The organism is Klebsiella sp. R390, assembly GCF_051131745.1.
Lineage (GTDB): Bacteria > Pseudomonadota > Gammaproteobacteria > Enterobacterales > Enterobacteriaceae > Klebsiella.
This window is the reverse complement of the sequence record NZ_CP180445.1, coordinates 4,168,088-4,194,312: the sequence shown is the minus strand read 5'-3', so window position 1 is coordinate 4,194,312 and position 26,225 is coordinate 4,168,088. Positions and strand designations below refer to the sequence as shown.

The 26,225-nt window shown below is 55.8% G+C and carries 27 protein-coding genes; 9 read left to right on the top strand and 18 right to left on the bottom strand.

Annotated elements, in window-relative coordinates; genetic code table 11:
- The first annotated feature begins 8 nt into the window (after positions 1–8).
- The 6 genes from yfcG (at position 9) to ACMYSP_RS19740 (ending at position 3,636) form a co-directional block, all read left to right on the top strand.
- Positions 9–638 (top strand): GSH-dependent disulfide bond oxidoreductase, encoded by a 630-nt coding sequence (gene yfcG / locus ACMYSP_RS19765; protein WP_434583738.1) that lies wholly within the window; start codon positions 9–11, stop codon positions 636–638.
- Positions 639–703: 65 nt separating this feature from the next.
- Positions 704–1,066 (top strand): dihydroneopterin triphosphate 2'-epimerase, encoded by a 363-nt coding sequence (gene folX / locus ACMYSP_RS19760; protein ID WP_154144196.1) that lies wholly within the window; start codon positions 704–706, stop codon positions 1,064–1,066.
- Between the two features lie 18 nt (positions 1,067–1,084).
- The gene (locus ACMYSP_RS19755) at positions 1,085–1,978 is read left to right on the top strand and encodes a TIGR01777 family oxidoreductase (RefSeq protein WP_434583737.1); all 894 of its coding nucleotides are present in this window, start codon (positions 1,085–1,087) and stop codon (positions 1,976–1,978) included.
- Positions 1,979–2,228: 250 nt separating this feature from the next.
- A complete protein-coding gene (locus tag ACMYSP_RS19750; protein WP_434587190.1) occupies positions 2,229–2,447 on the top strand; it encodes a hypothetical protein in 219 nt (72 codons plus the stop codon).
- 38 nt (positions 2,448–2,485) lie between these two features.
- On the top strand, positions 2,486–3,052 hold the full coding sequence (locus ACMYSP_RS19745; RefSeq protein WP_434583736.1) for a helix-turn-helix transcriptional regulator: 567 nt from the start codon (positions 2,486–2,488) through the stop codon (positions 3,050–3,052).
- 86 nt (positions 3,053–3,138) lie between these two features.
- The gene (locus tag ACMYSP_RS19740; protein WP_434583735.1) at positions 3,139–3,636 is read left to right on the top strand and encodes a GNAT family N-acetyltransferase; all 498 of its coding nucleotides are present in this window, start codon (positions 3,139–3,141) and stop codon (positions 3,634–3,636) included.
- A 42-nt stretch (positions 3,637–3,678) separates the two neighbouring features.
- Here ACMYSP_RS19740 and hisP read toward each other — a convergent pair whose 3' ends face one another.
- From hisP to ACMYSP_RS19700, 8 genes are all read right to left on the bottom strand, one after another.
- Positions 3,679–4,452, bottom strand: a complete 774-nt coding sequence (gene hisP / locus ACMYSP_RS19735; protein ID WP_123755256.1) for a histidine ABC transporter ATP-binding protein HisP — start codon at positions 4,450–4,452, stop codon at positions 3,679–3,681.
- 7 nt (positions 4,453–4,459) lie between these two features.
- On the bottom strand, positions 4,460–5,176 hold the full coding sequence (locus ACMYSP_RS19730) for an ABC transporter permease (RefSeq protein ID WP_123755257.1): 717 nt from the start codon (positions 5,174–5,176) through the stop codon (positions 4,460–4,462).
- A complete protein-coding gene (locus ACMYSP_RS19725; RefSeq protein WP_123755258.1) occupies positions 5,173–5,859 on the bottom strand; it encodes a histidine ABC transporter permease HisQ in 687 nt (228 codons plus the stop codon). Before ACMYSP_RS19725 ends, ACMYSP_RS19730 begins: the two co-directional genes overlap by 4 nt.
- A gap of 66 nt (positions 5,860–5,925) precedes the next feature.
- Positions 5,926–6,708, bottom strand: coding sequence for a histidine ABC transporter substrate-binding protein HisJ (hisJ, locus tag ACMYSP_RS19720; RefSeq protein WP_123755259.1), 783 nt, complete (start codon positions 6,706–6,708; stop codon positions 5,926–5,928).
- 269 nt (positions 6,709–6,977) lie between these two features.
- On the bottom strand, positions 6,978–7,760 hold the full coding sequence (gene argT, locus ACMYSP_RS19715; RefSeq protein WP_434583733.1) for a lysine/arginine/ornithine ABC transporter substrate-binding protein ArgT: 783 nt from the start codon (positions 7,758–7,760) through the stop codon (positions 6,978–6,980).
- Positions 7,761–8,038: 278 nt separating this feature from the next.
- On the bottom strand, positions 8,039–8,620 hold the full coding sequence (locus ACMYSP_RS19710) for a UbiX family flavin prenyltransferase (protein ID WP_434583732.1): 582 nt from the start codon (positions 8,618–8,620) through the stop codon (positions 8,039–8,041).
- Between the two features lie 41 nt (positions 8,621–8,661).
- Positions 8,662–9,657 carry a LacI family DNA-binding transcriptional regulator gene (locus ACMYSP_RS19705; RefSeq protein WP_434587188.1) on the bottom strand — a complete coding sequence of 332 codons (996 nt, stop codon included), beginning with the start codon at positions 9,655–9,657 and terminating at the stop codon, positions 8,662–8,664.
- A 10-nt stretch (positions 9,658–9,667) separates the two neighbouring features.
- Entirely contained in the window at positions 9,668–10,609 is a 942-nt protein-coding gene (locus tag ACMYSP_RS19700) for an ROK family protein (protein ID WP_434583731.1), read from the bottom strand.
- Positions 10,610–10,886: 277 nt separating this feature from the next.
- On the opposite strand from ACMYSP_RS19700, the gene ACMYSP_RS19695 reads away from it, so the two are divergent.
- Both ACMYSP_RS19695 and ACMYSP_RS19690 read left to right on the top strand, forming a co-directional pair.
- Positions 10,887–12,290, top strand: a complete 1,404-nt coding sequence (locus tag ACMYSP_RS19695; RefSeq protein ID WP_434583730.1) for an MFS transporter — start codon at positions 10,887–10,889, stop codon at positions 12,288–12,290.
- Between the two features lie 10 nt (positions 12,291–12,300).
- Positions 12,301–14,259, top strand: coding sequence for a glycoside hydrolase family 127 protein (locus ACMYSP_RS19690; protein WP_434583729.1), 1,959 nt, complete (start codon positions 12,301–12,303; stop codon positions 14,257–14,259).
- A 60-nt stretch (positions 14,260–14,319) separates the two neighbouring features.
- Here ACMYSP_RS19690 and purF read toward each other — a convergent pair whose 3' ends face one another.
- The 9 genes from purF to pdxB form a co-directional block, all read right to left on the bottom strand.
- Positions 14,320–15,837, bottom strand: a complete 1,518-nt coding sequence (purF, locus tag ACMYSP_RS19685; RefSeq protein WP_434583728.1) for an amidophosphoribosyltransferase — start codon at positions 15,835–15,837, stop codon at positions 14,320–14,322.
- Between the two features lie 33 nt (positions 15,838–15,870).
- The gene (gene cvpA, locus ACMYSP_RS19680; RefSeq protein ID WP_004865201.1) at positions 15,871–16,359 is read right to left on the bottom strand and encodes a colicin V production protein; all 489 of its coding nucleotides are present in this window, start codon (positions 16,357–16,359) and stop codon (positions 15,871–15,873) included.
- 198 nt (positions 16,360–16,557) lie between these two features.
- Positions 16,558–17,256, bottom strand: a complete 699-nt coding sequence (dedD, locus tag ACMYSP_RS19675; RefSeq protein WP_123755267.1) for a cell division protein DedD — start codon at positions 17,254–17,256, stop codon at positions 16,558–16,560.
- Entirely contained in the window at positions 17,246–18,514 is a 1,269-nt protein-coding gene (gene folC, locus ACMYSP_RS19670) for a bifunctional tetrahydrofolate synthase/dihydrofolate synthase (protein ID WP_434583726.1), read from the bottom strand. Before folC ends, dedD begins: the two co-directional genes overlap by 11 nt.
- A gap of 189 nt (positions 18,515–18,703) precedes the next feature.
- Entirely contained in the window at positions 18,704–19,618 is a 915-nt protein-coding gene (gene accD, locus ACMYSP_RS19665; protein ID WP_434583724.1) for an acetyl-CoA carboxylase, carboxyltransferase subunit beta, read from the bottom strand.
- A gap of 200 nt (positions 19,619–19,818) precedes the next feature.
- A complete protein-coding gene (locus ACMYSP_RS19660) occupies positions 19,819–20,478 on the bottom strand; it encodes a DedA family protein (protein WP_434583723.1) in 660 nt (219 codons plus the stop codon).
- 99 nt (positions 20,479–20,577) lie between these two features.
- Positions 20,578–21,390, bottom strand: coding sequence for a tRNA pseudouridine(38-40) synthase TruA (gene truA, locus ACMYSP_RS19655; RefSeq protein ID WP_434583722.1), 813 nt, complete (start codon positions 21,388–21,390; stop codon positions 20,578–20,580).
- Positions 21,390–22,403, bottom strand: coding sequence for an aspartate-semialdehyde dehydrogenase (locus ACMYSP_RS19650; RefSeq protein ID WP_434583721.1), 1,014 nt, complete (start codon positions 22,401–22,403; stop codon positions 21,390–21,392). The genes truA and ACMYSP_RS19650 overlap by 1 nt, the downstream gene beginning before the upstream one ends.
- Positions 22,404–22,465: 62 nt before the next feature.
- Positions 22,466–23,602: a 4-phosphoerythronate dehydrogenase PdxB gene (pdxB, locus tag ACMYSP_RS19645; protein WP_434583720.1), complete on the bottom strand. Its 1,137-nt coding sequence runs from the start codon at positions 23,600–23,602 to the stop codon at positions 22,466–22,468.
- A 109-nt stretch (positions 23,603–23,711) separates the two neighbouring features.
- Between pdxB and flk the strand changes: the two genes are divergently transcribed.
- Entirely contained in the window at positions 23,712–24,695 is a 984-nt protein-coding gene (flk, locus tag ACMYSP_RS19640) for a flagella biosynthesis regulator Flk (protein WP_434583719.1), read from the top strand.
- Positions 24,696–24,758: 63 nt separating this feature from the next.
- Here the strand turns inward: flk and ACMYSP_RS19635 are convergent, their stop codons facing one another.
- Positions 24,759–25,934, bottom strand: a complete 1,176-nt coding sequence (locus tag ACMYSP_RS19635; protein ID WP_434583718.1) for an MFS transporter — start codon at positions 25,932–25,934, stop codon at positions 24,759–24,761.
- Between the last annotated feature and the right edge of the window lie 291 nt (positions 25,935–26,225).

Here is a 26,225-nt window from a genome sequence, read left to right as displayed (position 1 = left end):
GAGACACCATGATCGACCTCTACTATGCACCCACCCCCAACGGCCACAAAATTATGCTGTTTCTCGAAGAGGCGCAGCTGGCCTACCGCCTGATTCGGGTGGATATCACGCGTGGCGAACAGTTTCGCCCACAGTTTCTTACCCTGTCACCTAACAATAAAATCCCCGCCATTGTTGACCATGTTCCCGTCGACGGCGGCGCCCCGCTCGCCGTGTTTGAATCCGGGGCGATTTTGCTTTACCTGGCGGAGAAGTCAGGAAAACTGCTGAGCGGTGAACTCCGGGAGCGCTATACGACGCTGCAGTGGTTATTCTGGCAGGTCAGCGGATTAGGCCCCATGCTGGGACAGAATCACCATTTTAACCACAGTGCGCCGCAGACGGTGCCCTATGCTATCGAACGTTATCAGGTGGAAACCCAACGCCTGTACACCGTGCTGAACCGCCGCCTGGAAGCCAGTCCGTGGCTCGGCGGCGAGCACTACAGCATTGCCGATATCGCCTGCTGGCCGTGGATTAACGCCCACCAGCGCCAGCGGATCGATCTCGCCCATTTCCCGGCGATACATAACTGGTTTGAGCGCATCCGCCAGCGTCCAGCCACCGTACAAACGATGATGAAAATTCAACACAGTTAACCCCCTGCTCGCGTGGCATGCTTTCATGTATGATTGCGGAAATTACAACACGGAGGAAGCCTGCAATGTCTCAGCCAGACGCTATTATTCGGATAAAGAACCTGCGCTTACGTACTTTTATCGGTATTAAAGAGGAAGAGATCGCTAACCGCCAGGACGTGGTTATTAACGTCGCGATTCACTACCCGGCAGAGCAGTCGCGCTGCAGTGAAGATATCAACGATGCGCTCAATTATCGCACTATCACCAAGCGCATTATCAGCCATATTGAGAATAACCGCTTCTCTCTGTTGGAAAAATTAACCCAGGATGTGCTCGATATCGCATGCGAACACCACTGGGTCACTTATGCTGAAGTAGAGATCGATAAACTTTACGCACTGCGCTATGCCGACTCCGTGTCCATGACCATGAGCTGGCGGCGCTAAGCTTCTTAGGGAGGCGCTATGAGGATTCTGCTTACTGGCGGTACCGGTCTGATTGGCCGGCATCTGATCCCCCGGCTGCTGGAGCTTGGGCATCATGTAACGGTATCAACACGCAGCCCGGAAAAAGCGCAAGGCCGACTGGATGCCCGCGTCACCTTATGGCGCGGCTTCGAGGGCCATCATCACCTCAATGATATCGACGCCGTTATCAACCTGGCGGGCGAGCCTATCGCCGACAAACGCTGGTCGGCAGAGCAAAAACAGCGCCTGTGCCACAGCCGCTGGGATATGACTCAGAAACTAGTCAACCTGTTCAACGCCAGCGATACTCCACCATCGGTGCTGATTAGCGGTTCTGCCGTCGGTTATTACGGCGATCTCGGGGAAGTTGTCGTCACCGAAGAGGAACCGCCGCACCACGAATTCACGCACAAACTCTGCGCCCGTTGGGAGCAGCTGGCCTGCGAAGCGCAGAGCGATCGCACCCGCGTCTGCCTGCTGCGCACCGGCGTCGTGCTGGCACCTAAGGGCGGGATCCTCGCCAAAATGCTGCCAGCCTTCCGGCTCGGCCTCGGCGGCCCTATCGGCAATGGCAGGCAATATATGGCATGGATCCATATTGACGATATGGTGAACGGTATTCTGTGGCTGCTGGATAACGATCTCAGCGGGCCATTTAATCTGGTTTCCCCCTATCCGGTGCGCAATGAGCGCTTCGCCCATGCCCTCGGCGAGGCGCTGAATCGCCCGGCTATTTTCCGCGTGCCGGCAACGGCGATTCGCCTGCTGATGGGAGAATCATCGGTGCTGGTACTGGGCGGCCAGCGGGCGCTGCCGAAACGGCTGGAAGCGGCTGGATTTGGCTTCCGCTGGTACGATCTGGAAGAGGCGCTCAAAGACATCCTTGGCTAAACGCACCACCGGTTAACGCCGGGAGATTACTCCATCTCCTGGCTCTTCTCACTCGCCTTATCGTCCTGGCAAACCCGCCTGTGGAAGCCGTCTCGCAACGCTCTCATCTCCTGCTGCTACGCCCTTTTCCCCTGTGAAGCACATTCCAGCTTCTTTTGCCGTTCTCTGTCATAACGTCCTGGTGTCTGTTTTTTCACCAAAATACTGTTGACACCCGTCAACAGTTCATTCACTCTCTCAGGACTCGATGATGAAGGAACATCCGGATAAACACATCAGAGCAGCAATTGACTATGCACGCGCACGGGGATGGATTTTTATTGCTGGCGGCAAGAGCGCGCACTGCTTTGGACGACTCAGGTGCGGTACGGCTGGTCATCACGAACACATGATGAGCATCTGGTCTACCCCAGCCGTTCCCGAGCATCATGCCAGGCAAATCATCAGGATGGTCGACCGTTGCCGCTGAGCGTCGGCGCATCGGTATAACAATAAGGATCGCAACTAATGGCCCTCTACAACTTTACGCTAACCCTGTCAGGCGTTAACAGCCATACGCCAGGGCTTGAAGACGCACTGCATCGCGCAGGCTGTACTGATGCGCTGGTCTGTTTTTATGGCACCGCGGTGTATCTGGAATTCGATCGCGAAAGCGATTCCCTTGAACAGGCGATATTGTCAGCGATCGATAACATCGAATCCGCATCAGCGCTGAATATCCGGGTCGAATCCGTTGACGCTACGCTGGTGGGGCTAAGCGACATCGCCGAACTCACCGGCCTTTCGCGCCAGGCCGTGGCCCTGCTAAAAGACGGCGCGCGAGGCTCCGGCAAATTCCCCGGCCCGGTACAGCGCATCACCGGCAACTCGCCGCTGTGGCGCTGGAAAACCATTGTGAGCTGGCTGGTTGCCGAAGCCAGAGTGGCAGCAGATTCGCCGATGGTCGAACACGCCGAGGTTCTCGACAGCCTGAATCTGGCGCTGCAGCTGCGATCCTCTCATCAAAGCGACACCGTCTTGCACTATTTTCACCAGATAGACAAACCGCTAACAACTTCACCAACCACGGGGTAACCCGCCGCAATCACCGGCATAAGATCATGTTATCCATGACTTTCTGGTGGTAAGGTGAGCGGACGTTTCTGCGAAATGGCCCGCTTATGATGACATTAACCACTCCGCGTTTACTGCTCTCTCCGTTTACTGAAGCGGACTGGCCCTTTTTCCTGCGCCTGCGTCGTGACCCTGAAGTCATGCAGTACATGGGCGAACTCCTTGATGAAGCCGCGCTGCGCAATCTGTTTACGGCCCGCTGCGCCGATCCGGGGGTATTTGTCCTGCGCGATCGGCAGCATCAGGCCATTGGCGATATCGGTCTGCGCATCAGCAGCAAAAACCCACACGAAGCGGATGTCGGCTATGCCCTGCTGCCGGACGCTCAGGGCCAGGGGTATGCCAGCGAAGCGCTGCAGGCGATATGCGAATATGGATTTCAGCAGCTCGGCATCAACGCCATCAATGCGTGGGTTCTCGGGGACAATATCGGCTCAGCAAGGCTGCTGGAAAAACATGGTTTTACGCGGATTCAGGTGCTGGAAAATGCCTACCACCTGAACGGGGTAGATTACGACGACTGGGTGTACCGCCGGGAGCGGTAAGACTCTCCCGGCGAGCGGCCTCACCGGGAGAGAACGTAACACTTATTTCAGCGAACCTTTGAGGAACTGCTGTAAGCGCGGGCTTTTCGGGTTGCCGAACAGTTCGTCCGGGTTGCCTTCTTCTTCAATTTTGCCCTGATGCAGGAAAATGACGTGCGATGAGACATGGCGCGCAAAGCCCATTTCATGGGTCACCACCACCATGGTTTTGCCCTCTTCCGCCAGCTGCTGCATGATCCGCAGCACTTCCCCAACCAGCTCAGGATCGAGCGCTGACGTGGGTTCATCAAACAGCAGCACATCCGGCTCCATCGCCAGCGCGCGGGCAATCGACACGCGTTGCTGTTGACCACCGGAGAGATGCACCGGATATTTGGCTTGCTGACGTTCATCAATCCCGACTTTCGCCAGATATTTCACCGCCCGCTCACGCGCTTCCTGCTTGCTCAAGCCGAGCACCTGAATCGGCGCTTCCATGACGTTTTCCAGCACCGTCATGTGGCTCCACAGGTTGAAATGCTGGAACACCATCGTCAGGCGGGTGCGCAGTAAACGCAGCTGGTTTTTATCCGCGACCTTGAGCTGGCCGTCTTTGTCGCGAACCAGGCCAATATTCTGCCCGTTAACCACAATCGTGCCTTCGCTGGGCTTTTCAAGAAAGTTAATGCAGCGCAAAAAGGTACTTTTACCGGAGCCTGATGACCCGATAATACTGATAACGTCCCCGGCTTTCGCCTTTAATGAAACGCCTTTCAGAACTTCATGCTCGCCGTAACGTTTATGCAGATCGATAACATTTAATTTATTGTCGGACATGGCGGTCTCAATGCGTCGAAGAAGGTTTGATATGCTGCAACCAGCGCTTTTCCGCTTTACGGAACAGGCTAATCAGGACATACGAAATAATTAAATAGAGCACCGCGGCAATCCCGAAGGCGGTAAACGGCTGATAGGTCGCCGAGTTAATATCCCTGGCGATTTTCAGCAGATCCGGCACGGTGGCGGTAAACGCCAGCGCGGTGGAATGCAGCATCAGAATCACTTCATTGCTGTATGCGGGCAGCGCGATACGCAGCGCAGAGGGCAAAATAATGCAGCGATACAGTTTGACCGAAGAGAAACCGTACGCCCGCGCCGCTTCAATTTCCCCGGCAGGCACAGAGCGAATCGCCCCGGCGAAAATCTCCGTGGTATAAGCGCAGGTGTTCAGCGTCAACGCCAGCACCGTGCAGTTCAGGCCGCTGCGGAAAAACGCGTTCAGCAACTCGGTGCCTTTGACGATTTCCAGGGTATACATCCCGGAGTAAAACACCAGCAGCTGGACGTACAGCGGCGTGCCGCGGAACACGTAGGTAAACAGCCAGATCGGAAATTGAATGTATTTGTTGCTTGAGACACGGCCGATGGCGAGGAATACCGCCAGAATGCCGCCCATCACCACCGAGGAAATAAGCAGCCACAGGGTAATCGCGACGCCGGTAAAGCGGTAACCGTCGGTCCACAGCAGGGATTTCCAGTACTCCTGAATAATCTCAATCACAGGTCAGCCCTCTTCACGCCCACGGAGTAACGGCGTTCAAGCAGCAGCAGTACACCATTGGAAATCGTTGTAAATACGAGATACACCAGGCCGCAAACGATCGCAAAGTAGAACGGCTGCCAGGTGCTTTTCCCCGCCAGCTGCGTGGCTTTGACCACATCTTCCAGCCCCAGCAGAGATACCAGCGCCGTCGCCTTCAGGATAACCTGCCAGTTGTTGCCGATCCCCGGCAACGCATAGCGCATCATCGCCGGGAAAAGGATCCGCCGGAAGGTCTGCCCGCCGCTAAAGCCAAAGGCCGTTGCCGCTTCAATATGCCCTTTTGGCACCGCCAGGAATGCTCCCCTGAAGGTTTCGGTAAAATAGGCGCCGTAGATAAAACCGAGGGTGATAATCCCCGCAATCATCGGGTCGATATCAAACTGAGACAAGCCCAGCGCATCGGTCAGGGTGTTCAGGGCAATCTGCAGCCCATAGAAAATCAGCAGCATCAGGACCAGATCGGGCACCCCACGGATCAACGTGGTGTAGCCTTCAAATACCAGTGCCAGTGGTCGATTGCTCGATAATTTTGCTCCGGCACCGGCCAGACCGATAAGGACCGCCAGCACAACTGAACTGAGCGCCAGTTCAAGCGTAACAATAGCGCCCTGAAAAATAACCTGTGAAAACCCGTACAGCATGCTGTCTGCCCTGTCTGTCATCGTCCATCGCACGCTTACGCACGCGCGATGGGGTACGCCTGATGGTTAGTCACCGTACACGTTAAAATCGAAGTATTTTTTCGCCAGCTTGTCGTAGGTTCCATCTTTGCGCATTTCCGCGAAGGCTTTATTCAGCGCTTCACGCAGCTCGTTGTCTTCTTTGCGCAGGCCCATACCGGTGCCGACGCCGAACAACTTCTCATCCTTAATAGATGGACCGCCAAACTGGTAATCTTTACCAATCGGTTGTTTGAGGAATCCTTCACTCGCGGCGACTTCGTCCTGGAATGCTGCATCGATACGACCAGCGGTCAGGTCAGAATAGATATTGTCCTGGCCCTGATAGGAGACAATTTCGATGCCTTTTGGCGCCCAGTGCTCGTTGCCGTAGGTTTCCTGAGTCGTGCCCTGCAGCACGCCGATACGCTTGCCTTTCAGTTTGGCGAGGTCAGGTACGATATCGCTGCCCTTTTTCACTACCAGGCGAGAGTCCGCCGCGTAGAGTTTGTCGGTGAAGGCGATTTCCTGCTGACGTTTTTCGGTAATCGATAACGACGACATAATCGCATCGATTTTCTTGGCTTTTAAAGATGGGATCAGCGCATCCAGCGGGTTTTCAACGAAGGTACATTGCGTATTGATACGCTTACACAGCTCTTTGGCCAGATCGATGTCAAAACCAATCAATTCACCCTGCGCATTTTTCGATTCGAACGGGGCATAAGTGGGATCGGTGCCGATACGGACTTTTTGTGGAATGGCTGCAAATACCGTGGAAACGCTGGAAAGGGCCAGCGCCAAAGAAAGAGACAACGCCAGTTTTTTCATAACTATCCTCAACAGACTGTCATTCTAACGGGTTTATACGAAGTGCTAACGGCAGTTATCGTGCCATTATTCGCCCCGGTAAGGCAAAACATTCTGCGCCATGGAGCAAATTTTTTCTCATCATAAACGCTTAACTATGCACTACTTACCCGCCAGACCTGCCTTTTTTGCACTACATTGATGCAGAAAAAGCGAACGCCGCACCAAAATAAGGCATCGCAGGATGTGGCACATCCACCAGACCCGGCTGCCCGGGTCTGGTGCGACGTTTAGTCACCGTACACGTTGAAGTTGAAGTACTTCTTCGCCAGCTTGTCGTAAGTACCGTCTTTACGCATATCGCCTAACGCTTTATCGAACGCGGTTTTCAGCTCGCTATCGGTTTTACGCAGGCCAATGCCGGTACCGTCACCGAAGAATTTTTTATCTTTGACAGAAGGACCCGCAAATTCAAAATCTTTACCGGCGGGTTGTTTGAGGAAGCCTTCGCTGGCCGCAACTTCATCCTGCAGCGCAGCGTCAAGGCGACCCGCGGCCAGATCAGAGTAGATCAGATCCTGGTTCTGATAAGCCACCACATCAACACCCTGGCTACGCCAGCGCTCATTGCCATAGGCTTCCTGAGTCGAACCCTGCAGGACACCAACATGTTTGCCTTTCAGCGATTCCAGCGTCGGCTGAATCGTCGAGCCTTTCGGCGCAATCAGACGAGAATCCGCAGCATACAGCTTGTCAGAGAAGGCAATCTCCTGTTGACGTTTTTCGGTGATCGATAATGAGGAGATAATGGCGTCAATTTTCTTCGCCTTCAGCGACGGAATTAACGAGTCGAAGTCACTGCCCACCCAGGTACATTTCACCTTAATACGCGAACACAGCTCGTTGCCCAGGTCGATATCAAAGCCGACGAAATCCCCTTTCGCATCCTTGGATGAGAAAGGCGCATAGGTGGCATCGGTACCGATACGAATGCTTTGCGGAAGCGCGGCAAACGCGCTGGAGGCACTGCTGAGTCCCATCATTAATGAGAGAGCCAGGATCGTCTTCTTCATACAATACCCTTAAGTGTCGTGATGTTGTTATGTCGTGCGTTATGTAGTTATGTTTGCTGCCAACGAATCCTGCAGGTTTTGTGCCATCTTCTCAGTGCGTGCTGGAAACAGCGTTAAATTTGTTAATAGAAGGTTGCAGGATTGTCTAAGGAGGGAAGATAACAGCATTGGCGGATAAACCGCAGCGGCCAGACGCAAAAAAACAAATTAAATGTCGAGGATTTGATCGAGGCAGCAAAATTGCACTGCAAGCGCGCAAAGGTTAATAAAAGGCACTATTACGGTGCGACAGAGGGTCCCTGCCAACGGGTAAACAGGTCCTGCGGGAGGGTAATATCGAACTGATCGATGACGCGATTAACCGTCTGGTTAATGACGTCATCGAGGGTTTGTGGACGATGATAAAACGCCGGCACCGGTGGCATAATAACCGCCCCCATCTCCGCCGCCTGCACCATCAGGCGCAGATGCCCAAGGTGAAACGGCGTCTCCCGCACGCACAGTACCAGCGGACGACGCTCTTTGAGCACCACGTCCGCCGCGCGAGTCAGCAGGCCGTCGGTATAGCTGTGAACGATGCCTGACAGCGTTTTCACCGAGCAAGGCAAAATCGCCATGCCGGCGGTCTTGAATGAGCCAGAAGAGATGCTGGCGGCGATATCCCGGGCATCATGGACCACGTCGGCCAGCGCCTGCACGTCACGCAGCGAATAATCGGTCTCCAGCGCCAGGGTCTGTCGCGCGGCCTGGCTCATGATCAAATGGGTTTCGACATCGGGAACATCGCGGAGAATTTGCAACAAGCGCACACCGTAAATAGCGCCGCTGGCGCCGGAAATCCCAATGATAAGTCGTTTCACGATGTTTGCCCCTTCCACATAATGTCGCAGACTTTGCCGGATTATGGCGCAGGACGCAAGCACACGGAGCTTTCGCGTACCACCAGATGCACCGGCATCAGCAGGTTTCTCTCGCCCTCTTCATTGAGCAACAGGCGAAACGCGTCCCGCCCCAGTTCGCGCTTATCAATAGCTACGGTGGTCAATGGCGGATGCGCCCAGGCTGCGGCATCAATATCATCGAAGCCGACGATCGCGATATCGCCAGGAACATTCAGCCCCTGACGGGCACAGACCCGCATCGCCACCAGCGCCGCCATGTCGTTATAAGCAAATATAGCGTCTGGCGGCTGGGGTAGCGCCAGCAGTTTCTCCATCCCTTCAACCAGCGCCTGCTCGATATCCTTGACCGGCGGCACTTCGACACGATATGCCTCAGAGAGTGCAACACCGGCCTCAAACAGTGCCTGCTGGTAACCTTCCACACGCTGGCGAATACTGTAGTGACGTTGAGAATGGCCGAGGAAAGCAATCCGTCTCCTGCCCTGCTCCAGCAGATGTCGGGTGGCGACAAAGCCTCCATGGTAGTTGTCCGGGTTCACGCAGGAAAAATCAGCGGCCCACAGATCCACCAGCGCCACGGGAAGAGACATTTTCCGCAACTCGCTCAGCACCTCTGCCTCCAGATAACCGGCGCAAATCAGTGCGTCAGGCTGGTGCAGGTTAATCAGATCCGCGATGGAATCATCCGGACCGATGGGCTGAAAACTCATCGCAATGTCATTTTCCCGGCAGGCGTCGGCCACCCCGAGCATTACGTTGGAATAAAACGGTAAGGCGCTGGCGATATTGTGCTGGCGATGCAGCAGGAAAAGCAGTCGCTTGATGCGTCCGTTGCGCAGGCGGGAAAAATCGTAGCCCTGCGCTTCCGCAATTGACAGGATCCTCTGGCGCGTCTCTTCGCTCAGTCCCGGCTGCCCTTTAAGGGCCCGGGACACCGCCGCAATAGACACTCCGCACGCCGTCGCAATGTCTTTAATTCGGGTCTTTTTTACCATGCCGTTCGTTTCACCTTTCAGGCGCGATGCCGCGCGTTTTTCCATTCTGTAAGGCCTGTTCACCGGCCCATGCGGCGCCGCGCACGCCGCTGCTGGCTCCATGTGTCGCCGGCACGACCGGGGTGACACAACGACCGCCAAAGACGTACTGTGCCATCTCCTCAGACAAACCGCTATACAGCTCATCCACGCCGGACAGTCCGCCGCCTACCACGATCACATCCGGGTCGAGCAGATTCACCACGCTGGCGAATGCCCGGGCAACCTGGTTACGGTAACGTCGCCACAGGGCTTGCGCGCCCTCCCGCCCCTCACGCATTTGTTGCACCAGGTCTTCCGCCGTGACCTCCTGAGCGGCCTGCTGGCGGAACTGCCGGGCCAGGCCGCTGCCGGAAATAAAGGACTCCAGGCAATGATGCTGCCCGCAATAGCACAACGGCGACTCGCCGTCGTAGTCAGGCCGGTAGTGAGGCAAAGGATTATGCCCCCATTCACCGCTGCAGGCGTTGGGCCCCGTCATCAGGCGCTGGTTGGCGACAATTCCCCCACCGCAGCCCGTTCCGAGGATCGCGCCAAACACCACGTTGTGCCCGGCCCCGCTGCCATCCGTCGCTTCCGAGAGCGCAAAGCAGTTGGCGTCGTTTGCCACCGCCAGCGGCTGACCAAAATATTCACTAAGAATATCATGCAGTGGATGACCATTAACAACCTGTATGTTGGAGTTTTTTACTAAACAAGAGTGCGGTTCTATCGCTCCCGGCAGACAAAAACCCATGCTGAGCGTCGTCCCCGCTTCTCTCTGCGCTCGTTCAACCTCAGCAATCACCCCTTGCACAAACTGTTCGACGCTGCTTTTTGGCGTTGCCACCCGCTGACGCCAACGGACATCGCCTGTGCTGTCCAGCAGCACGGTTTCCATTTTGGTACCGCCAATATCCATGCCTAAATGCATTTCCGCTTCCCGTTTCTGGTCAATATTGTTCGTACCATAACCAAAAACCAGGGTTTCGGCGGGCAACACCCGCTCATTTCGTGATCAAGATCGACATCAAAAATATATTTCTAGTAAAAATAAAGATCAAAATCACAACAACATCGCCAGGGAATGTACCCATACCGCCTATCAGATCTATGCTCGCCGTCGTATTAATTTTACTAAAAACAGTCAGAGATACGCCGTAATGACGTTTTGGATCATCACAACCTGCTTACGCAAATGAGGATTGATTATGGCTACAGCCGATAATCTCGATACCGATGTGCAGATCGTTGATGCGGGGGAAACCCTCTCTACCCGCGAAAAAATAGGTTATGGACTGGGGGATGCTGGCGGTCACTGCATCTCAGATTTAATCAGCGGCTTTCTGCTGTTTTTCTACACCGATGTGTTTGGCCTCAGCCCGGCCATCGTCGGTGCCATGTTTTTTACCCTCAGAATTGTTGATGCGGTATCTGACCCGGTGATGGGCGTTATCGCTGACCGGACACGCAGTCGCTGGGGCCGTTTTCGCCCGTGGCAGCTGTGGACTGCCGCTCCGCTCGCGGTGATCGGCATCCTGACGTTTACCGTGCCGGACATGAGCGCCAATATGAAAATAGCCTGGGCCTTCGGCACCTATTTCCTGCTGTCAGTAGGTTACACCGCCAACAACGTCCCCTACTGTGCGTTGATTAACGCGATGACCAACCGTCATGATCAGGTGATGTCCTGCCAGTCCTGGCGTTTTGTGCTCAGCGGTATCGCCGGTTTTCTGGTCTCCGTCGGCCTGCCGTGGATGGTGGAATTTTTCGGTCAGGGCAATCTCGCCAAAGGTTACCAGTACGGCGTGACCGTGCTCTGCGCTATCGGCGCGGTGATGTTTTTACTGTGCTTTTTCTGGGTCAAAGAGCGTGTGCCCCTGTCGCTGGCGGGAACATTTACCCTGCGTCAGCATCTGCAAGGACTGCGTAAAAACGACCAGCTGTTGATGATGCTGGTGATGTCCTTCCTGCTGGTGAATATTCTCTGTATTCGCGGCGGCGGCTATATGTATTTCATCTCCTACGCCTTAGAGGGCAGCGCCGGGTTTATGTCGCTGTTTTTTGCCGTCGTGACGCTGGCAGCGATTGCCGGGGCGGTGATCGTTAACCCACTCTCCCGCCGTGTTGATATGGTCAAACTGTACTTTTACACCAACCTGGTGCTGGTGGCCTTCGGCCTGGCAATGTGGTTTCTGCCGACCGGCCCGCAGCACCAGACCTTATGGCTGGCCTGCATCCTGATCAACAACATTGTCCTCGGCTTCACCCTGCCGCTGCACTTCTCGATCATGGCTTTCGCCGACGACTACGGCGAGTGGAAGAACGGCGTGCGCTCTTCCGGGATGAACTTTGCCTTCAACCTGTTTTTTATCAAGCTCTCGTGGGCCTCATCCGGCGGCATCATCAGCCTGATCCTGATCATGGTGGCCTACCAGCCGGGGCTGGAAAACCAGACCGCCGCCTCCGTGCAGGGCATTACCCTTCTGCAAAGCGTGGTCCCGGCAATTTTCCATCTGGTGCTGGCGCTGTGTCTGCTGAAGTGCCGCCTGAATGGCCCAATGATGAAACGAATTTCTTCCGATCTCCATTTACGACATTCCCATATTTCCTGAGGTATACATAATGCAGTCTGATGTAATTGAAGCCGACCTGAACCGAATTACCGTGACCGACCCGTTCCTCGGGGAGTACCAGCGTCTGATCCGCGATGTGGTCATCCCCTACCAGTGGGAGGCGCTGAACGACAATATTCCTGATGCCGAACCGAGCCACGCGCTGGCGAACTATCGCATCGCGGCCGGACTGGAAAAGGGTGAATTTTACGGGATGGTTTTTCAGGACAGCGATGTCACCAAGTGGCTGGAAGCGGTCGCCTGGTCGTTAAGCCAAAAGCCTGACGCCACCCTGGAGCACACCGCCGATGAAGTGATTGAACTGCTGGCGAAGGCCCAGGCTGAAGATGGCTATCTGAATACCTGGTATTCCGTGAAGGAGCCGGGCCTGCGCTGGACCAATCTGGCCGAGTGCCATGAGCTGTACTGCGCCGGACATCTGTTTGAGGCCGCGGTGGCTTTTTACAATGCCACCGGCAAGCGTCGTCTGCTTGAGATATCCTGCCGTTTTGCTGACCATATCAACGACGTTTTTGGCCCCAATGCAGGCCAGCTACGTGGCTACCCCGGACACCCTGAAATTGAACTGGCGCTCATGCGCCTGTATGAAGTGACTCAGGAGCCACGTTATCAGGAGTTAGCCCGCTTTTTCCTCGAGGAGCGCGGACAGCAGCCCTACTACTACGATATTGAGTTTGAAAAACGCGGCGGTACCTGGCACTGGGATAACTGGGGTGATGCCTGGATGGTGAAAGATAAAGCCTATACCCATGCGCACAAGCCGCTGAATGAACAGGACCAGGCGGTGGGTCACGCCGTGCGTTCGGTTTATCTGATGACCGGGCTGGCCCATATCGCGCGGATGACCCGCGACGAAGAGAAGCGCCAGACCTGCCTGCGCATCTGGAACAACATGGTCCAGCGGCGTATGTACATTACCGGCGGCATCGGCTCTCAGGGCATTGGCGAGGCCTTCACCAGCGATTACGATCTGCCAAACGACACCGCTTACGGCGAAAGCTGCGCCTCGATTGGCCTGATGATGTTCGCCCGTCGGATGCTGGAAATGGAAGGCGATGCGCACTACGCCGACGTCATGGAACGGGCTTTCTACAACACCGTACTTGGTGGAATGGCGCTGGACGGGAAGCACTTTTTTTACGTCAATCCGTTGGAAACCCACCCCAAAAGCATCCCGCATAACCATATTTACGATCATATTAAACCGGTCAGGCAGCGCTGGTTCGGTTGCGCCTGCTGTCCGCCAAACATCGCCCGCACGCTGGTGGCCATCGGTCACTATCTGTTTACGCCGCGCCAGGATGCATTGTTTATCAATTTCTACGCCGGCAGCGAAGCCAGCTTCACTATCAATGAGCAGACGCTGGCGCTGAAAATCAGCGGCAATTATCCGTGGGACGAAGAAGTGACGATTGCCTTCAGCCATACGCTGGCCGTCAGCCATACGCTGGCGCTGCGTCTGCCTGAATGGTGTGAAGCGCCGCAGGTGTTGGTTAACGGCGAAGCAGCACAGGGCACACTGCTGAAGGGCTATCTGCATATCACTCGCCAATGGCAACAGGGAGACGTCATTACGTTGCATCTACCGATGACCCTACGCCGGGTCTATGCCAACCCGTTGGTGCGTCACAACGCCGGGAAAGTCGCTATTCAGCGCGGGCCGCTGGTTTACTGCCTTGAAGAGGCGGATAACGGCACCGAACTGCACAACCTCTCGCTGCCGGCGAACAGCCGCTTCAGCGAAATCGCCGGCAGCGGCGTGCTCACGGGGAAAGTGTTGCTGGTAGCCGAAGGCCTGCGTCGCCCGACGCCGGCAGATGACCAACCGCTCTATAGCTTTGACCATCCGCAAACCCAGATGCAGAAGCAGACGCTGACCTTTATTCCGTGGTTCAGTTGGGCCAACCGGGGCGAAGGTGAAATGCGCATCTGGCTGGACGAGGCGTAACGCAACAACAAAAAAACCCGCGGTCAGCAGACGGCGGGTTTTTCGCAACAAAGGGACAGATTACCCTTCGTTATGCATCTCTAAGTTCTCGACTTCATTCTGACGCTGTACCGCTTTTGCGTCGTCATTACGCAGGGAATCGAGATAATCCAGATAGCTCTGGTCGACGTCTTTGGTGACGTACACGCCGTTGAACACCGAGCATTCAAACTGCTGAATATCCGGGTTTTCCGCGCGAACGGCATCAATCAGATCGTTCAGATCCTGGAAAATCAGGCCATCGGCACCGATGATCTGGCGGATTTCGTCCACTTCGCGACCGTGAGCAATCAGCTCGGTGGCCGTCGGCATATCAATACCGTAGACGTTCGGGAAGCGAATCTCTGGCGCGGCGGAGGCCAGATAGACCTTCTTCGCACCGGCTTCGCGAGCCATCTCGATAATCTGCTCAGACGTGGTACCACGTACGATGGAGTCATCCACTAACAGCACGTTTTTATCGCGGAATTCAGCGCGGTTGGCGTTGAGCTTACGGCGCACTGATTTGCGACGCAGCTGCTGTCCCGGCATGATGAACGTGCGGCCAACGTAGCGGTTTTTCACGAAACCCTGACGATAAGGTTTGTCGAGGATACGGGCAATTTCCAGCGCAATATCGCAAGAGGTTTCCGGAATTGGAATGACCACATCGATATCCAGGTCTTCCCATTCGCGCGCGATTTTCTCGCCCAGCTTGGTACCCATGTTAACGCGGGCGCTGTAGACGGAAATTTTATCGATAAAGGAGTCCGGACGCGCAAAGTAAACGTATTCGAACAGGCACGGGTTGCTGACCGGGTTTTCCGCACACTGACGGGTAAACAGCTGGCCTTTTTCGGTAATATAAACCGCTTCACCCGGCGCAACGTCACGCAGGAACTCGAAGCCCAGGGTATCCAATGCCACGCTCTCGGACGCCACCATATACTCGGTACGACCGTCACCCACATCACGTTTACCCAGCACCAGAGGACGGATACCGTTCGGATCGCGGAACGCGACCATACCATGGCCGATAATCATCGCCACGCAGGCGTAAGCGCCACGAATCTGTCGGTTCGTCGCGGCGATCGCCGCAAAAATGTTATCCGCTTCCAGTGGGTAATGACGGAAATTATCCAGCTCGCTGGCAAAGATGTTGAGCAGGATTTCAGAATCGGAGGTGGTGTTGATGTGGCGGCGTTTTTCTTCAAACAGCTTTTTACGCAGCTCGTGCGCGTTGGTCAGGTTGCCATTGTGCGCCAACGTGATGCCATACGGCGAGTTGACGTAGAAAGGCTGCGCCTCGGAGGCACTTGAGCTGCCAGCCGTCGGATAGCGAACATGGCCAATACCCATATTGCCCTGCATACGCTGCATATGGCGAGCTTCAAAAATATCGCTCACCATACCGTTTGCTTTACGCAAACGGAAACAGTTATTTGCATCAATCGTGATGATGCCTGCGGCATCCTGGCCACGATGCTGAAGCACCGTTAACGCGTCATAAATCGACTGGTTTACCGGCATAACACCGGCGATACCGACAATACCGCACATACGTCTTTTCCTCGTTCAGCCACATCCCAACGCTTATGCTTTGGGCAAGAAACTTGACGAGCTTTGCAGATAGTCAAAAAACCATCTGATAACGAAACTGAACTGCGGGATAAGCTCTGACTTTTGCCAGTCTTCGCTTTTCGCCATACCGGTAAAACTATCGAGAAAGAACAGAATCGCGGAGACTATCAGCACGCCACGCAGGGCGCCAAAACAGATCCCTAACACCCTGTCGGTACCCGACAGGCCGGTCTTCTCTACCAGTGCGCCAATGACATAGTTAACAATGGCGCCGACGATCAGTGTTGCGATAAACAGTATCGCGATAGCAATCCCATTGCGGACCATTTCGTCTTCAAAACCCGTGAACCAGACAGCCAGGTAAGTGTAGTAATGGCTGGCAACAAAGAAAGCACATCCCCATGTCACCAACGATAACGCTTCACGAACAAAGCCGCGGATCAGGCTTACCAGACAGGAAAAACCAATCACCGCAATAATGACGTAATCAATCCAGACCATAAACATCCCACGATTTACGCCCTGTCGTCCAGTTCGGGGCGCATTCTAACAGAAAAAGAAAACGTTTGCGTAGGGATTTCCGTGCCCTACAGAAATAAAAATGGCGCTGAAAAAACATTCAACGCCATGCTGTCTTTAGCCTTCTGAAAGCACATCAGACAGGCACGTTGCCGCTCCCCATTACCGGGAGCGGCACGATTAGTTAGGGCTGTATCCCATCACCACACCGCTCAGTCCGGAGAGCTGTTTCAGGTCGCCAAGTTGGCCTTTCAGCTTATCTTTCGAGGCATCTGGCCCCACCAGAATTCGGGTAATTTTACCCTGAACCGGGGTTGAAGGCGACGTGTAGACTTTGAATCCGGAGGAGCGCAGTTTACCGACGATCTCGTTGACCTTATCGGCGTTCTTCAACGCCCCAAGCTGCACCACGTAGGCTTTGCCTGTCGGTGCCGGGATCTCTGCCGGTTTCGCTGGCGGCGTCTGTACGGCCACCTGCTGCTGTTGCTGCGGCTGCGGTTTCTCAACCGGCTTCGGCTGCACAGGTTGCGGCTTAGGCTGTGGCTGCGGTTTAGGCTGAGGCGCCACGACCGGCTCCTGCACATCATCGAAGCTGTTGCTGTTGACCGGGATCCGCGATGGATCTAACGACGGTGCCGCGGCATCACCCGCACGGACCTCTTCCGCCGCCCCTTCAGGCGGTTGCGCCGGCAGGGCCTGCGTCGCGGCCGGCAGCATGTCCGGCTCATCGCGGTCGCCTGGTTTCGGCACCAGAGGAATCGCCGCGAACTCATCTTGATAATGTTTTTTCTGGCCGTCGAGCAGCCCTGGGAGAATAATCACCCCCAGCGCCACCAGTACAATTGTCCCGACTAAACGGTTCTGAAACTTACTCGCCACCGATTCTCCCCGCGTCTATTTCTTCCATTACATGCGCCACCGTGTGGAATGACCCGCACACCAGTACGGTATCTTCAGGCCTGGCATCAGCCATGGCCGCATGCCATGCCTGAGCGACATCAGCGTAAGCATTCCCTTCAGCTAAATGTTCCAGCAGCTGTTGCGCCGTGGCGCCGCGCGGCCCTTCCAGCGGAGCGCAGTACCAGCAGTCGACTTCTGCCTTCAGGTTTGCCAGCGTACCGGCGATATCTTTATCATGCAGCATACCAATAACCGCCAGCACGCGCCCCGTTTTCGACAGGCTTTTGAGACGCCCGGCGAGATAAGCCGCCGCATGAGGATTATGAGCCACGTCGAGAATAACACGCGGCGATTCGCTGATTATCTGAAAACGACCGGGCAACATCGCCCGTTCAATGCCCTCGTAAATCGCCTGCTCGCTGATGACAAGCTGACTGGCGCGCAGCGCTGCCAGCGCCGTAGCGGCATTCGGCATGGGCACCAGCGGCAGCGGCAGCCCCGCTAACGTTCCCTGAGCGTCGGAGAAGGACCAGGATTCGGCTTCGACGGTGTAGCGCCAGTCCACATCACGCTGCAGCAGCGTGGCGCCTTTCTCAGCGGCGACTTCAGCAATCGTGTGGGGCATATCCGGCTCACCGACGACCGCCGGTTTGCCCGCACGGAAAACACCGGCCTTCTCACGACCGATACTTTCACGATCCGGCCCCAGCCAGTCGGTATGATCCAGCGCAATGCTGGTCACCACGGAAACGTCGGCATCAACGATATTGGTGGCATCGAGCCGGCCACCCAGGCCAACCTCGAGGATCACCACGTCGAGCTGCGCCTGCTGGAACAACCACAGCGCTGACAACGTACCAAACTCAAAATAGCTCAGCGAAATATCGCCGCGGGCCGCTTCAATCTCGGCAAAAGAAGCGGTATGCGCACCTTCCGGCAATTCCGCGCCCTGGATACGTACACGCTCGGTATACCGCACCAGATGCGGTGAACTGTACACGCCAACCTTGTAGCCCGCCGCCATCAGCACGGACTCCAGCGTACGGCAGGTGGTTCCCTTACCGTTGGTGCCAGCCACCGTAAAGACAAACGGTGCCGGTTTTAATACCGCCATCCGTCCGGCAACATCGCGAACGCGCGTCAGCCCCAGATCGATGGTTTTACTGTGCAAGTGTTCCAGATAGGAAAGCCACGTAGCCAGGGGCGACGTGGCCTGAGGAGTAGGTTGTTTTTCCATGATGTCCGCGAGAGTTAACGGTAAATACGCTTCATCCTTCAAACTGCCTCTTGCCGGCTGCGCTCGTTATCTGCGCTGTCTACAGGCCCAGGTCCCAATGGGATGGTAGCCCTTCCGCCGCGCCGCAGTTTGAACGATGGCGCATATAATTAAAAAAGGGCAGCGCCGTCAGGCCTGCCCTCTGAATTATCAGGCCTCTGGTTCCTGATCCGGTGCTGGCTGCACCACCTCGCCTTCATGAGAGACATCCGGGCTGGGTGCCGGCAGATTCATTAACTTCGCCAGGATACTGGCCAGCTTCAGGCGCATCTCCGGGCGACGAACGATCATATCGATCGCCCCTTTCTCAATCAGGAATTCACTGCGCTGGAATCCCGGCGGCAGTTTTTCACGAACGGTCTGTTCGATAACGCGAGGACCGGCAAAGCCAATCAGCGCTTTCGGTTCGGCGATGTTGAGATCGCCCAGCATCGCAAAGCTCGCGGATACGCCGCCCATGGTCGGGTCAGTCAGTACCGAGATATACGGCAAGCCACGCTCCTGCATTTTAGCCAACGCAGCAGACGTTTTCGCCATCTGCATCAGCGACATCAGGGCTTCCTGCATACGCGCACCGCCGGAAGCGGAGAAGCAAATCAGTGGGCAATTATCTTCCAGCGCCTGTTCAACGGCACGGACGAAGCGCGCGCCGACGACGGAACCCATTGAGCCACCCATAAAGGCGAACTCGAAGGCCGCGGCGACAACCGGCATCTCATGCAGGGTACCCTTCATGACCACCAGCGCATCTTTTTCGCCAGTCTCTTTTTGCGCGGACGCCAGACGGTCTTTGTACTTCTTCGAATCGCGGAACTTCAGCACATCTTTCGGCTCGAGCTCGCTTCCCAGCTCCACCAGGGAACCTTCGTCCAACAGGCTATGCAGGCGATTACGGGCCGACATACGCATGTGGTGATCGCACTTAGGGCAAACCTCCAGGTTGCGCTCCAGCTCTGCGCGGTACAATACCTGTCCGCAGCTGTCGCACTTGGTCCATACACCTTCAGGAATACTCGCCTTACGGGTGGGAGTGATGTTGCTTTTAATTCGTTCAATCCAGCTCATTGATAACCTTTCTGCCTGAACCTGGTCGATGCCAGTTTTGTCTTAAGGGGCGCATAATGCCATTTTTGACCCTTACAGACCATGAATGTTGCACATTAAATCATAACATCCCGTCACATGGGATAAAAAAGTGGTCGTACCGCTCACACTTCCCTCTTCGGGCCGTGATGCTGCACCCGAAGAGGAACATGCGGTCTGGACTATTTTGCCTGCTTCGCCGCAGCGCGCTTGTGGCGAATGATTTCAATCACCCCAGGCAGCACCGACAGTACAATAATCGCGACGATCAGCAGCTTCAGGTTTTCCTGTACGATCGGCAAATCACCAAACAGATAGCCGGCATAAGTAAACAGCAGAACCCACAGCAGCGCGCCGACCACGTTATACGCGGCAAAATGACGATAGGACATATGGCCCATTCCCGCCACAAACGGCGCGAAAGTTCTGACGATCGGCACAAAGCGCGCGAGGATAATCGTTTTGCCGCCATGGCGTTCGTAGAACGAATGGGTTTTATCCAGGTAGCTGCGACGGAAAATTTTTGAGTTAGGGTTACTAAAGAGCTTTTCACCAAACAACCGGCCAATGGTATAGTTCAGCGCATCGCCGACAATTGCCGCGATCACCATCAATACCACCATCAGATGCACATTCAGATCGTTGGTCGGCAACGCTGACAGCGCACCCGCCACAAACAGCAGCGAATCTCCCGGCAGGAATGGTGTCACCACCAGACCTGTTTCGCAAAACAGAATTAAAAACAGAATGGCGTATACCCAGACGCCGTAATCGGCAACCAGCTCAGCCAGATGAACATCAATATGCAGGATGAAATCAATTAAAAAACGAATCAGGTCCATATCGTATAAATCCTTAATGGCACGACATTTAATCGCTCAGGATACTGCCCGATAACGCGCCGTGCGTTGCCAGGCAGTCTGAAGGATAAAGCGTATACGTTAGTCCGCCAGAAACAGCGGGCCCATCGGCATCACCGGCAGGTCAAAACGGGCCGGATAATCTACCGACACCAGATACAACCCTTCGGCTTTTGCCGTTGCAGCGGCAAGCTTCCTGTCTTTCGCCGCCAGAAGTTCTGCAATCCAGCTCTCTGGCTGGTTACCGGCGCCCACTTCCATCAAGCTGCCGACAATGTTCCTTACCATATGATGTACAAAGGCATTAGCTTTAATATCCACGACCACATACGCGCCGTAACGGGTGACGCTAATATGCATAATATTCCGCCACGGCGTGCGCGACTGGCACTGTACCGCGCGAAATGACGTGAAATCATTTTCACCCAGCAGACACTGAGCGGCACGCTGCATCCGCTCAGCGTCCAGCGCCTGGTGATAATGTGTGACACCCTGACTTAACACCGCCGGACGCAGACGGTGATTATAGATGACGTAACGATAGCGCCGGGCGGTGGCGCTGAACCGGGCATGAAAATCGTCCGGAACATGCTTAACCCAACGCACCGCAATGTCACCAGGTAAATTCGCATTTACGCCGAGCGTCCATGCGGCATCTTTGCGCAGCGCACGGGTCTCGAAATGGACCACCTGACCGGTACCATGAACACCTGCATCGGTACGCCCGGCACAGAACACGCTAATAGGCTCATTAGCGACCTGCGAGAGCGCCTTTTCCAGCTTTTCCTGCACGCTGCGAACTTCGTTTTGCCGCTGCCAGCCGTAATATTTACTGCCGTCATACTCAATACCCAGTGCGATTTTATACACCGGCAGCTGCTCCAGCTCAGACATCAGTACAAATACTCCTGCACCAGTTTCTCGGCAATTTTCACCGCCATCAGCGCGCCGCCAAAACGCACGTTATCGGCAACAGACCAGAACTGAATCTGCTCAGGCATACCGTAATCGTTGCGAACGCAGGCGACTGACAGGTGCGCAGAACCGGATGCATCACCGACCTGAGTCGGGAACTCACGTTCTTCTGAAAGTTCAATATCTTCACCACGGGCAAAGGCATCGCGTGCTTCTTCTGCCGCCAGCGGACGCAGCGCTTCGAAGCTGACCATTTGCGCATGACCGTAGAAGACCGGTGACTGCACGACGTTTGCCGAAATCATCAATCCTTCATCCTGGAGGATTTTGCGGACTTCATCAACGATACGGCGCTCTTCGCGCACGCTGCCTTCACGATCCGGCAGCAGCGGCAGCATGTTAAACGCCAGCTGACGACCAAAGAAATCGTCCTCATCAATCGGGATACCGTTCAGCAGTTTCGCGCTCTGCCCTGCCAGCGCATCTACGGCTTTTTTACCGTGGGCGGAAGCAGAGATCAGGCTGGTGACCCCGATACGCGACAGGCCACCTTCATCGATCAGCGGTTTCAGCGCCGCCAGCAGCTGGCTGGTCAGGCTATTAGGGACAGCTATCACATTACGATTGCGATAGTCGGCCAGGACAAACGGGTTCACTTCCGGCACGACCAGCGGAACGTCCGGCTCCAGCGCAAACAGGCCGCTGAGATCGATAACCAGGCAACCGGCGTTGGTGGCCTCTTCTACATAGGTCGCACTTGCTTCGACACCGGCGGCAAAAAAGGCCAGTTGGGCCTGAGTCCAGTCAAATGCGGCAGCATCCTGTACCACAACCGACTTGCCGCTAAAACGCAGATGTTCGCCTGCACTCTCATTGCGCGCCAGCGCATAAATGTCACCCACCGGGAACTGACGTTCAGCAAGGGTTTCAAGCAGGGCTTCGCCGACGGCGCCCGTTGCGCCCAGTACGGCAATATTCCAGCCTTCAGACATGGTGGTTTACTCCAGAGAAAAGCGACCCTGTCGGAGTATCCAACAGAGTCATTAAGAAGATATTAACGAATGGGGTGATGTACGGCATTAAAACCGAGCTGACGCAACAGCGTTGCCGCCTGCACATCGCTGCACTGTACGTACAGGGATGACCATTCACGACGCTCCTGATAATTCTTGCGTAGCTTGTCAAATTCACCCGGCACGCCGGCGACTTTTCGCAACGGCGCATCATCGCGGCGCACATCATACACCAAATGTACCAGCCTTTTTAGCGTTGGCTGATCGAGCGGGCCATGCAGGGTAATGCGGCCAAATTCTGGCGCCGGCAGCAAGGTATCTAACGCCACCTGTTGCGGATGACCAATAAAGGCGCTGTAAGCTTCAAAGACCTGCGTCGTCCCGCGCGCTTTCCCTTCCAGGGTGTAGCCGGCGATATGTGGCGTTCCGATATCAACGCGGCTCAGCAGTTCAAGGTTCAGGTCCGGTTCAGGTTCCCAGACGTCCAGCACCACGCTTAACGACTGACCGGACTGCAGACAGGCCAACAGCGCGTGGTTATCCACCACCGGACCGCGACAGGCGTTGATCAATACGCTTCCCGGTTTCAAACGGCGAATTAATGCCTCGTCCGCGAGGTGCAGGGATTTGTACGGCCCGTCTTTAAACAGCGGCGTGTGGAAGGTCAGAACATCCGCTTCCTGAACCAGTTCATCCAGCGTGCGGAAGTCACCTTCATCGCCACGATCGGCGCGCGGCGGATCGCAGAGTAGCGTTTTAATCCCCAGCGCTTCCAGCCGTTTTTGCAGACGCCCGCCGACGTTGCCGACCCCGACAATCCCGACGGTACGATCGGTCAGCGCAAAGCCATCGCGCTCGGCCAGCATCAGCAAGGATGAGAAGACATATTCAACCACCGCAATGGCGTTACAGCCAGGAGCGGCCGAAAACCCGATCCCGGCCTGCTGCAGCCACGCCTGATCGACATGATCGGTGCCAGCCGTCGCGGTGCCAACGAACGTAATCCCTTTGCCGGAGAGCAGCGCTTCATTAACTTTAGTGACGGAGCGAACCATCAGCGCATCGGCGCCAGTAAGGGCCTCAACCGGCACAGGACGGCCGGGGACCGCCTCGACCTCGCCTAATCGGCTAAAAAGCTCGCGGGCATAGGGCATATTTTCATCAACGAGGATTTTCACGGTTTTGTACCTGTCTGAGAACAAGAGTAAACCGGGGAAGTGTGCCATAATCTCGCCGCCAGGAACATCATCACCGGGCCTCTGTACAGCAATACGGAAAGGATTAATCATGACACAACCCGTTTCAGGTATCTCCGACCGCCCTCCGGGGAGTGGTCCATCCGGTGCTTCCGTCACCGGAGAGCCAGCACTGACCACACAGCAACGAACCGTTCTTGAACGGCTGATTACCCGTCTGGTGGCGTTAACTTCGCAGCAGAATGCGGAAGTGTGGGCAGGAGTCAGGCACGATTTGGGCCTCAAAGGCGATGCATCCCTGCTGTCGTGCCATTTCAGTGCCGCTGAAAATAACCTGAATCAGCGTCTAAGCGTGGCGCAGCAAAACCTTCATCATCGCCAGACCCTCGCACAATTGAGCGAGCTGCTGAACCGGGGAAACAACCGCCAGGCGGTCAGCGATTATATTCGCCAGCATTACGGGCAAACCACGCTGCATGCGCTTACCGAAGAGCATCTGCAAGAAGTGCTGCAGCTGCTGAAAAGCGGCCAGCTGTCGATCCCACAACCGCAGCAGCGTCCGCCAACCCTGCGTCCCCTTCTGCCCGCCGAGCACAATACCCTTAACCAGCAGGTCAGTCGGCTTGCTGCCGCCACCGGCGAACCGGGCAAGCTTATCTGGCAGTCGATGCTGGAACTGTGCGGAGTGAAAACCGGCGAACTGATCCCGGCGACCCACTTCACGCCCCTCTCCTACTGGCTGCATGCCCGGCAAACGCTCAGCACCCAGGCAGCGCCGACGCTCACTCTGTTACAAGCGGCGCTGAAACAGCCGCTGGAGGCTCAGGAGTGGCAGACGATCGTCGATTTTGCCCAGCACAGCTGGCACGTCACGCCGCAAACGACCTTGAGTTCGACCCAGGTACTGGCGCTGCTGAACAAAATATTTGTCTTACGTGTCGCCAGAGCGCAGGAAACGCTGGCCATTCCCCCGCTGCCGCCGGAACCTGCTTCGCTTATGGAGCGCCTGAAAAAGCCGTGGATGATTCTGCTGGCAGTTCTGGTGGTACTTGGGCTGATCTGGTTGTTGATGTAAAACAGCGGTGCGGTGAAATACCCGGCCACTGTTGCAGGCCGGGTTATGGGGTGTTCTATGCGACTATTTCCGTAAAGAGAGCAGCGTCACCAGAATGCCCAACAATGCACAGACCGCGCCGGCCATAAACACCGAGGAATAGCCCAGCGAGGTGGCGAGCAAGCCAGCCAGCGGTCCGGTAATGCCGTATGAGATATCCTGGAATGCTGCATAGCCGCCTAACGCGGTGCCGCGTACCTGCGCCGGGACACGTTTCACCACTTCAACGCCTAATGACGGGAAGATCAGCGAACAGCCGCACCCTGTCAGCGCCGCACCCGCCAGCGCCACCCAGGCAACGGGAGCCTGCCACAGCAGAATCAGACCGATGGCTTCAATGAGCAGTGAGACCATCGCCACCTTCACCCCGCCAAAGCGGTCCGGCATCCAGCCAAACAGAATACGCATCAACACGAAAGCACCACCAAATGCGGTCAGCGTGAAGCCTGCCATTGCCCAGCCGCGGCTGGCAAAATAGAGCGAGACAAAAGTGCCAATCACCGCAAATCCGACGCCCTGAAGCCCAAGCCCAATGCCCGGACGCCAGATCATCCCGACCACGCTCCATAACGACGGGCGTTCACCGCCATGCGCCGGCACCTTACGCACTGTGCCATTGATTGCCAGCGCCAGCAGCGGCAACGCCATGGTGACGCAAGCCAGCACGGCTACGCCAAAATGCGAGTAGATCAGTAAGCCCAGCGGCGCGCCAACGGCCAGGGCACCGTACATTGCCATACCGTTCCAGGACATCACTTTTCCTGAACGCGCCGGGCCCACCAGCCCCATTCCCCAGCTAAGGTTGCCGGTCAGCAACTGGCTTTCGCCAAAGCCGAGGATCAGGCGCCCCAGAATCAGCAAGGCAAACTTTGCCCACACCGAAACCGGCAGTAGCGCGGCCAGCAGCCATGCTGCACCGGCCAGGGCACAGGCCAGCATCCCCTGAAGTACCGAACGTTTGGCACCATGTTGGTCAGCCAGACGCCCGGCGTAACCGCGGGTCAGCACCGTCGCCAGAAACTGGATCCCCACGGCAATCCCCACCATCGTGTTGCCGAAGCCCAAATCATGGTGCACAAAAAGCGGGATCACCGGCAGCGGTAATCCCACGGTCATATAGGTCAGAAAGACGGAAAAGGTAATGCGAAATAGCGAAACATTCGCTGATTGAGTTGTTGCTGTGACAGTCGCTGCGGACATGCTTTACTCCAGTTCGCAGAGTAAGGCGAGGTGATAGCCACGCCCCCTCCACCTGATGATCAGGGTTTAGGTGCGTTGGATGACGTTAAACGCTTACGCATAATCGGGGAGATTAATGTTCCGCAGCAGTTTGCCTGCCGGGCCCTGGTGCTGTCAAGAAGACAAAAAGGGAGCCGGTTGGCTCCCTTTGAGACAGATGACCAGCCTCAAGACGATGCCGGGTTGCCATAGTCAGCCCAATTAAAAATAAGGAAAATCAATTCATTGATTTTCGCCTGCTAACCACAAAGA

Excerpts from the sequence above, each read along its gene's own strand:
- accD (WP_434583724.1), bottom strand. The coding sequence starts at position 19,618 with ATGAGCTGGATTGAACGAATTAAAAGCAACATCACTCCCACCCGTAAG.
- ACMYSP_RS19650 (WP_434583721.1), bottom strand. The coding sequence starts at position 22,403 with ATGTCTGAAGGCTGGAATATTGCCGTACTGGGCGCAACGGGCGCCGTC.
- yfcG (WP_434583738.1), top strand. The coding sequence starts at position 9 with ATGATCGACCTCTACTATGCACCCACCCCCAACGGCCACAAAATTATG.
- ACMYSP_RS19660 (WP_434583723.1), bottom strand. The coding sequence starts at position 20,478 with ATGGACCTGATTCGTTTTTTAATTGATTTCATCCTGCATATTGATGTT.
- hisJ (WP_123755259.1), bottom strand. The coding sequence starts at position 6,708 with ATGAAAAAACTGGCGTTGTCTCTTTCTTTGGCGCTGGCCCTTTCCAGC.
- cvpA (WP_004865201.1), bottom strand. The coding sequence starts at position 16,359 with ATGGTCTGGATTGATTACGTCATTATTGCGGTGATTGGTTTTTCCTGT.
- ACMYSP_RS19690 (WP_434583729.1), top strand. The coding sequence starts at position 12,301 with ATGCAGTCTGATGTAATTGAAGCCGACCTGAACCGAATTACCGTGACC.
- ACMYSP_RS19740 (WP_434583735.1), top strand. The coding sequence starts at position 3,139 with ATGATGACATTAACCACTCCGCGTTTACTGCTCTCTCCGTTTACTGAA.
- hisP (WP_123755256.1), bottom strand. The coding sequence starts at position 4,452 with ATGTCCGACAATAAATTAAATGTTATCGATCTGCATAAACGTTACGGC.
- truA (WP_434583722.1), bottom strand. The coding sequence starts at position 21,390 with ATGTCTGAGCTGGAGCAGCTGCCGGTGTATAAAATCGCACTGGGTATT.
- ACMYSP_RS19750 (WP_434587190.1), top strand. The coding sequence starts at position 2,229 with ATGAAGGAACATCCGGATAAACACATCAGAGCAGCAATTGACTATGCA.
- ACMYSP_RS19695 (WP_434583730.1), top strand. The coding sequence starts at position 10,887 with ATGGCTACAGCCGATAATCTCGATACCGATGTGCAGATCGTTGATGCG.
- ACMYSP_RS19725 (WP_123755258.1), bottom strand. The coding sequence starts at position 5,859 with ATGCTGTACGGGTTTTCACAGGTTATTTTTCAGGGCGCTATTGTTACG.
- ACMYSP_RS19745 (WP_434583736.1), top strand. The coding sequence starts at position 2,486 with ATGGCCCTCTACAACTTTACGCTAACCCTGTCAGGCGTTAACAGCCAT.
- ACMYSP_RS19700 (WP_434583731.1), bottom strand. The coding sequence starts at position 10,609 with ATGCATTTAGGCATGGATATTGGCGGTACCAAAATGGAAACCGTGCTG.
- purF (WP_434583728.1), bottom strand. The coding sequence starts at position 15,837 with ATGTGCGGTATTGTCGGTATCGCCGGTGTTATGCCGGTAAACCAGTCG.
- folX (WP_154144196.1), top strand. The coding sequence starts at position 704 with ATGTCTCAGCCAGACGCTATTATTCGGATAAAGAACCTGCGCTTACGT.
- flk (WP_434583719.1), top strand. The coding sequence starts at position 23,712 with ATGACACAACCCGTTTCAGGTATCTCCGACCGCCCTCCGGGGAGTGGT.
- ACMYSP_RS19705 (WP_434587188.1), bottom strand. The coding sequence starts at position 9,657 with ATGGTAAAAAAGACCCGAATTAAAGACATTGCGACGGCGTGCGGAGTG.
- ACMYSP_RS19635 (WP_434583718.1), bottom strand. The coding sequence starts at position 25,934 with ATGTCCGCAGCGACTGTCACAGCAACAACTCAATCAGCGAATGTTTCG.
- folC (WP_434583726.1), bottom strand. The coding sequence starts at position 18,514 with ATGGAAAAACAACCTACTCCTCAGGCCACGTCGCCCCTGGCTACGTGG.
- ACMYSP_RS19755 (WP_434583737.1), top strand. The coding sequence starts at position 1,085 with ATGAGGATTCTGCTTACTGGCGGTACCGGTCTGATTGGCCGGCATCTG.
- argT (WP_434583733.1), bottom strand. The coding sequence starts at position 7,760 with ATGAAGAAGACGATCCTGGCTCTCTCATTAATGATGGGACTCAGCAGT.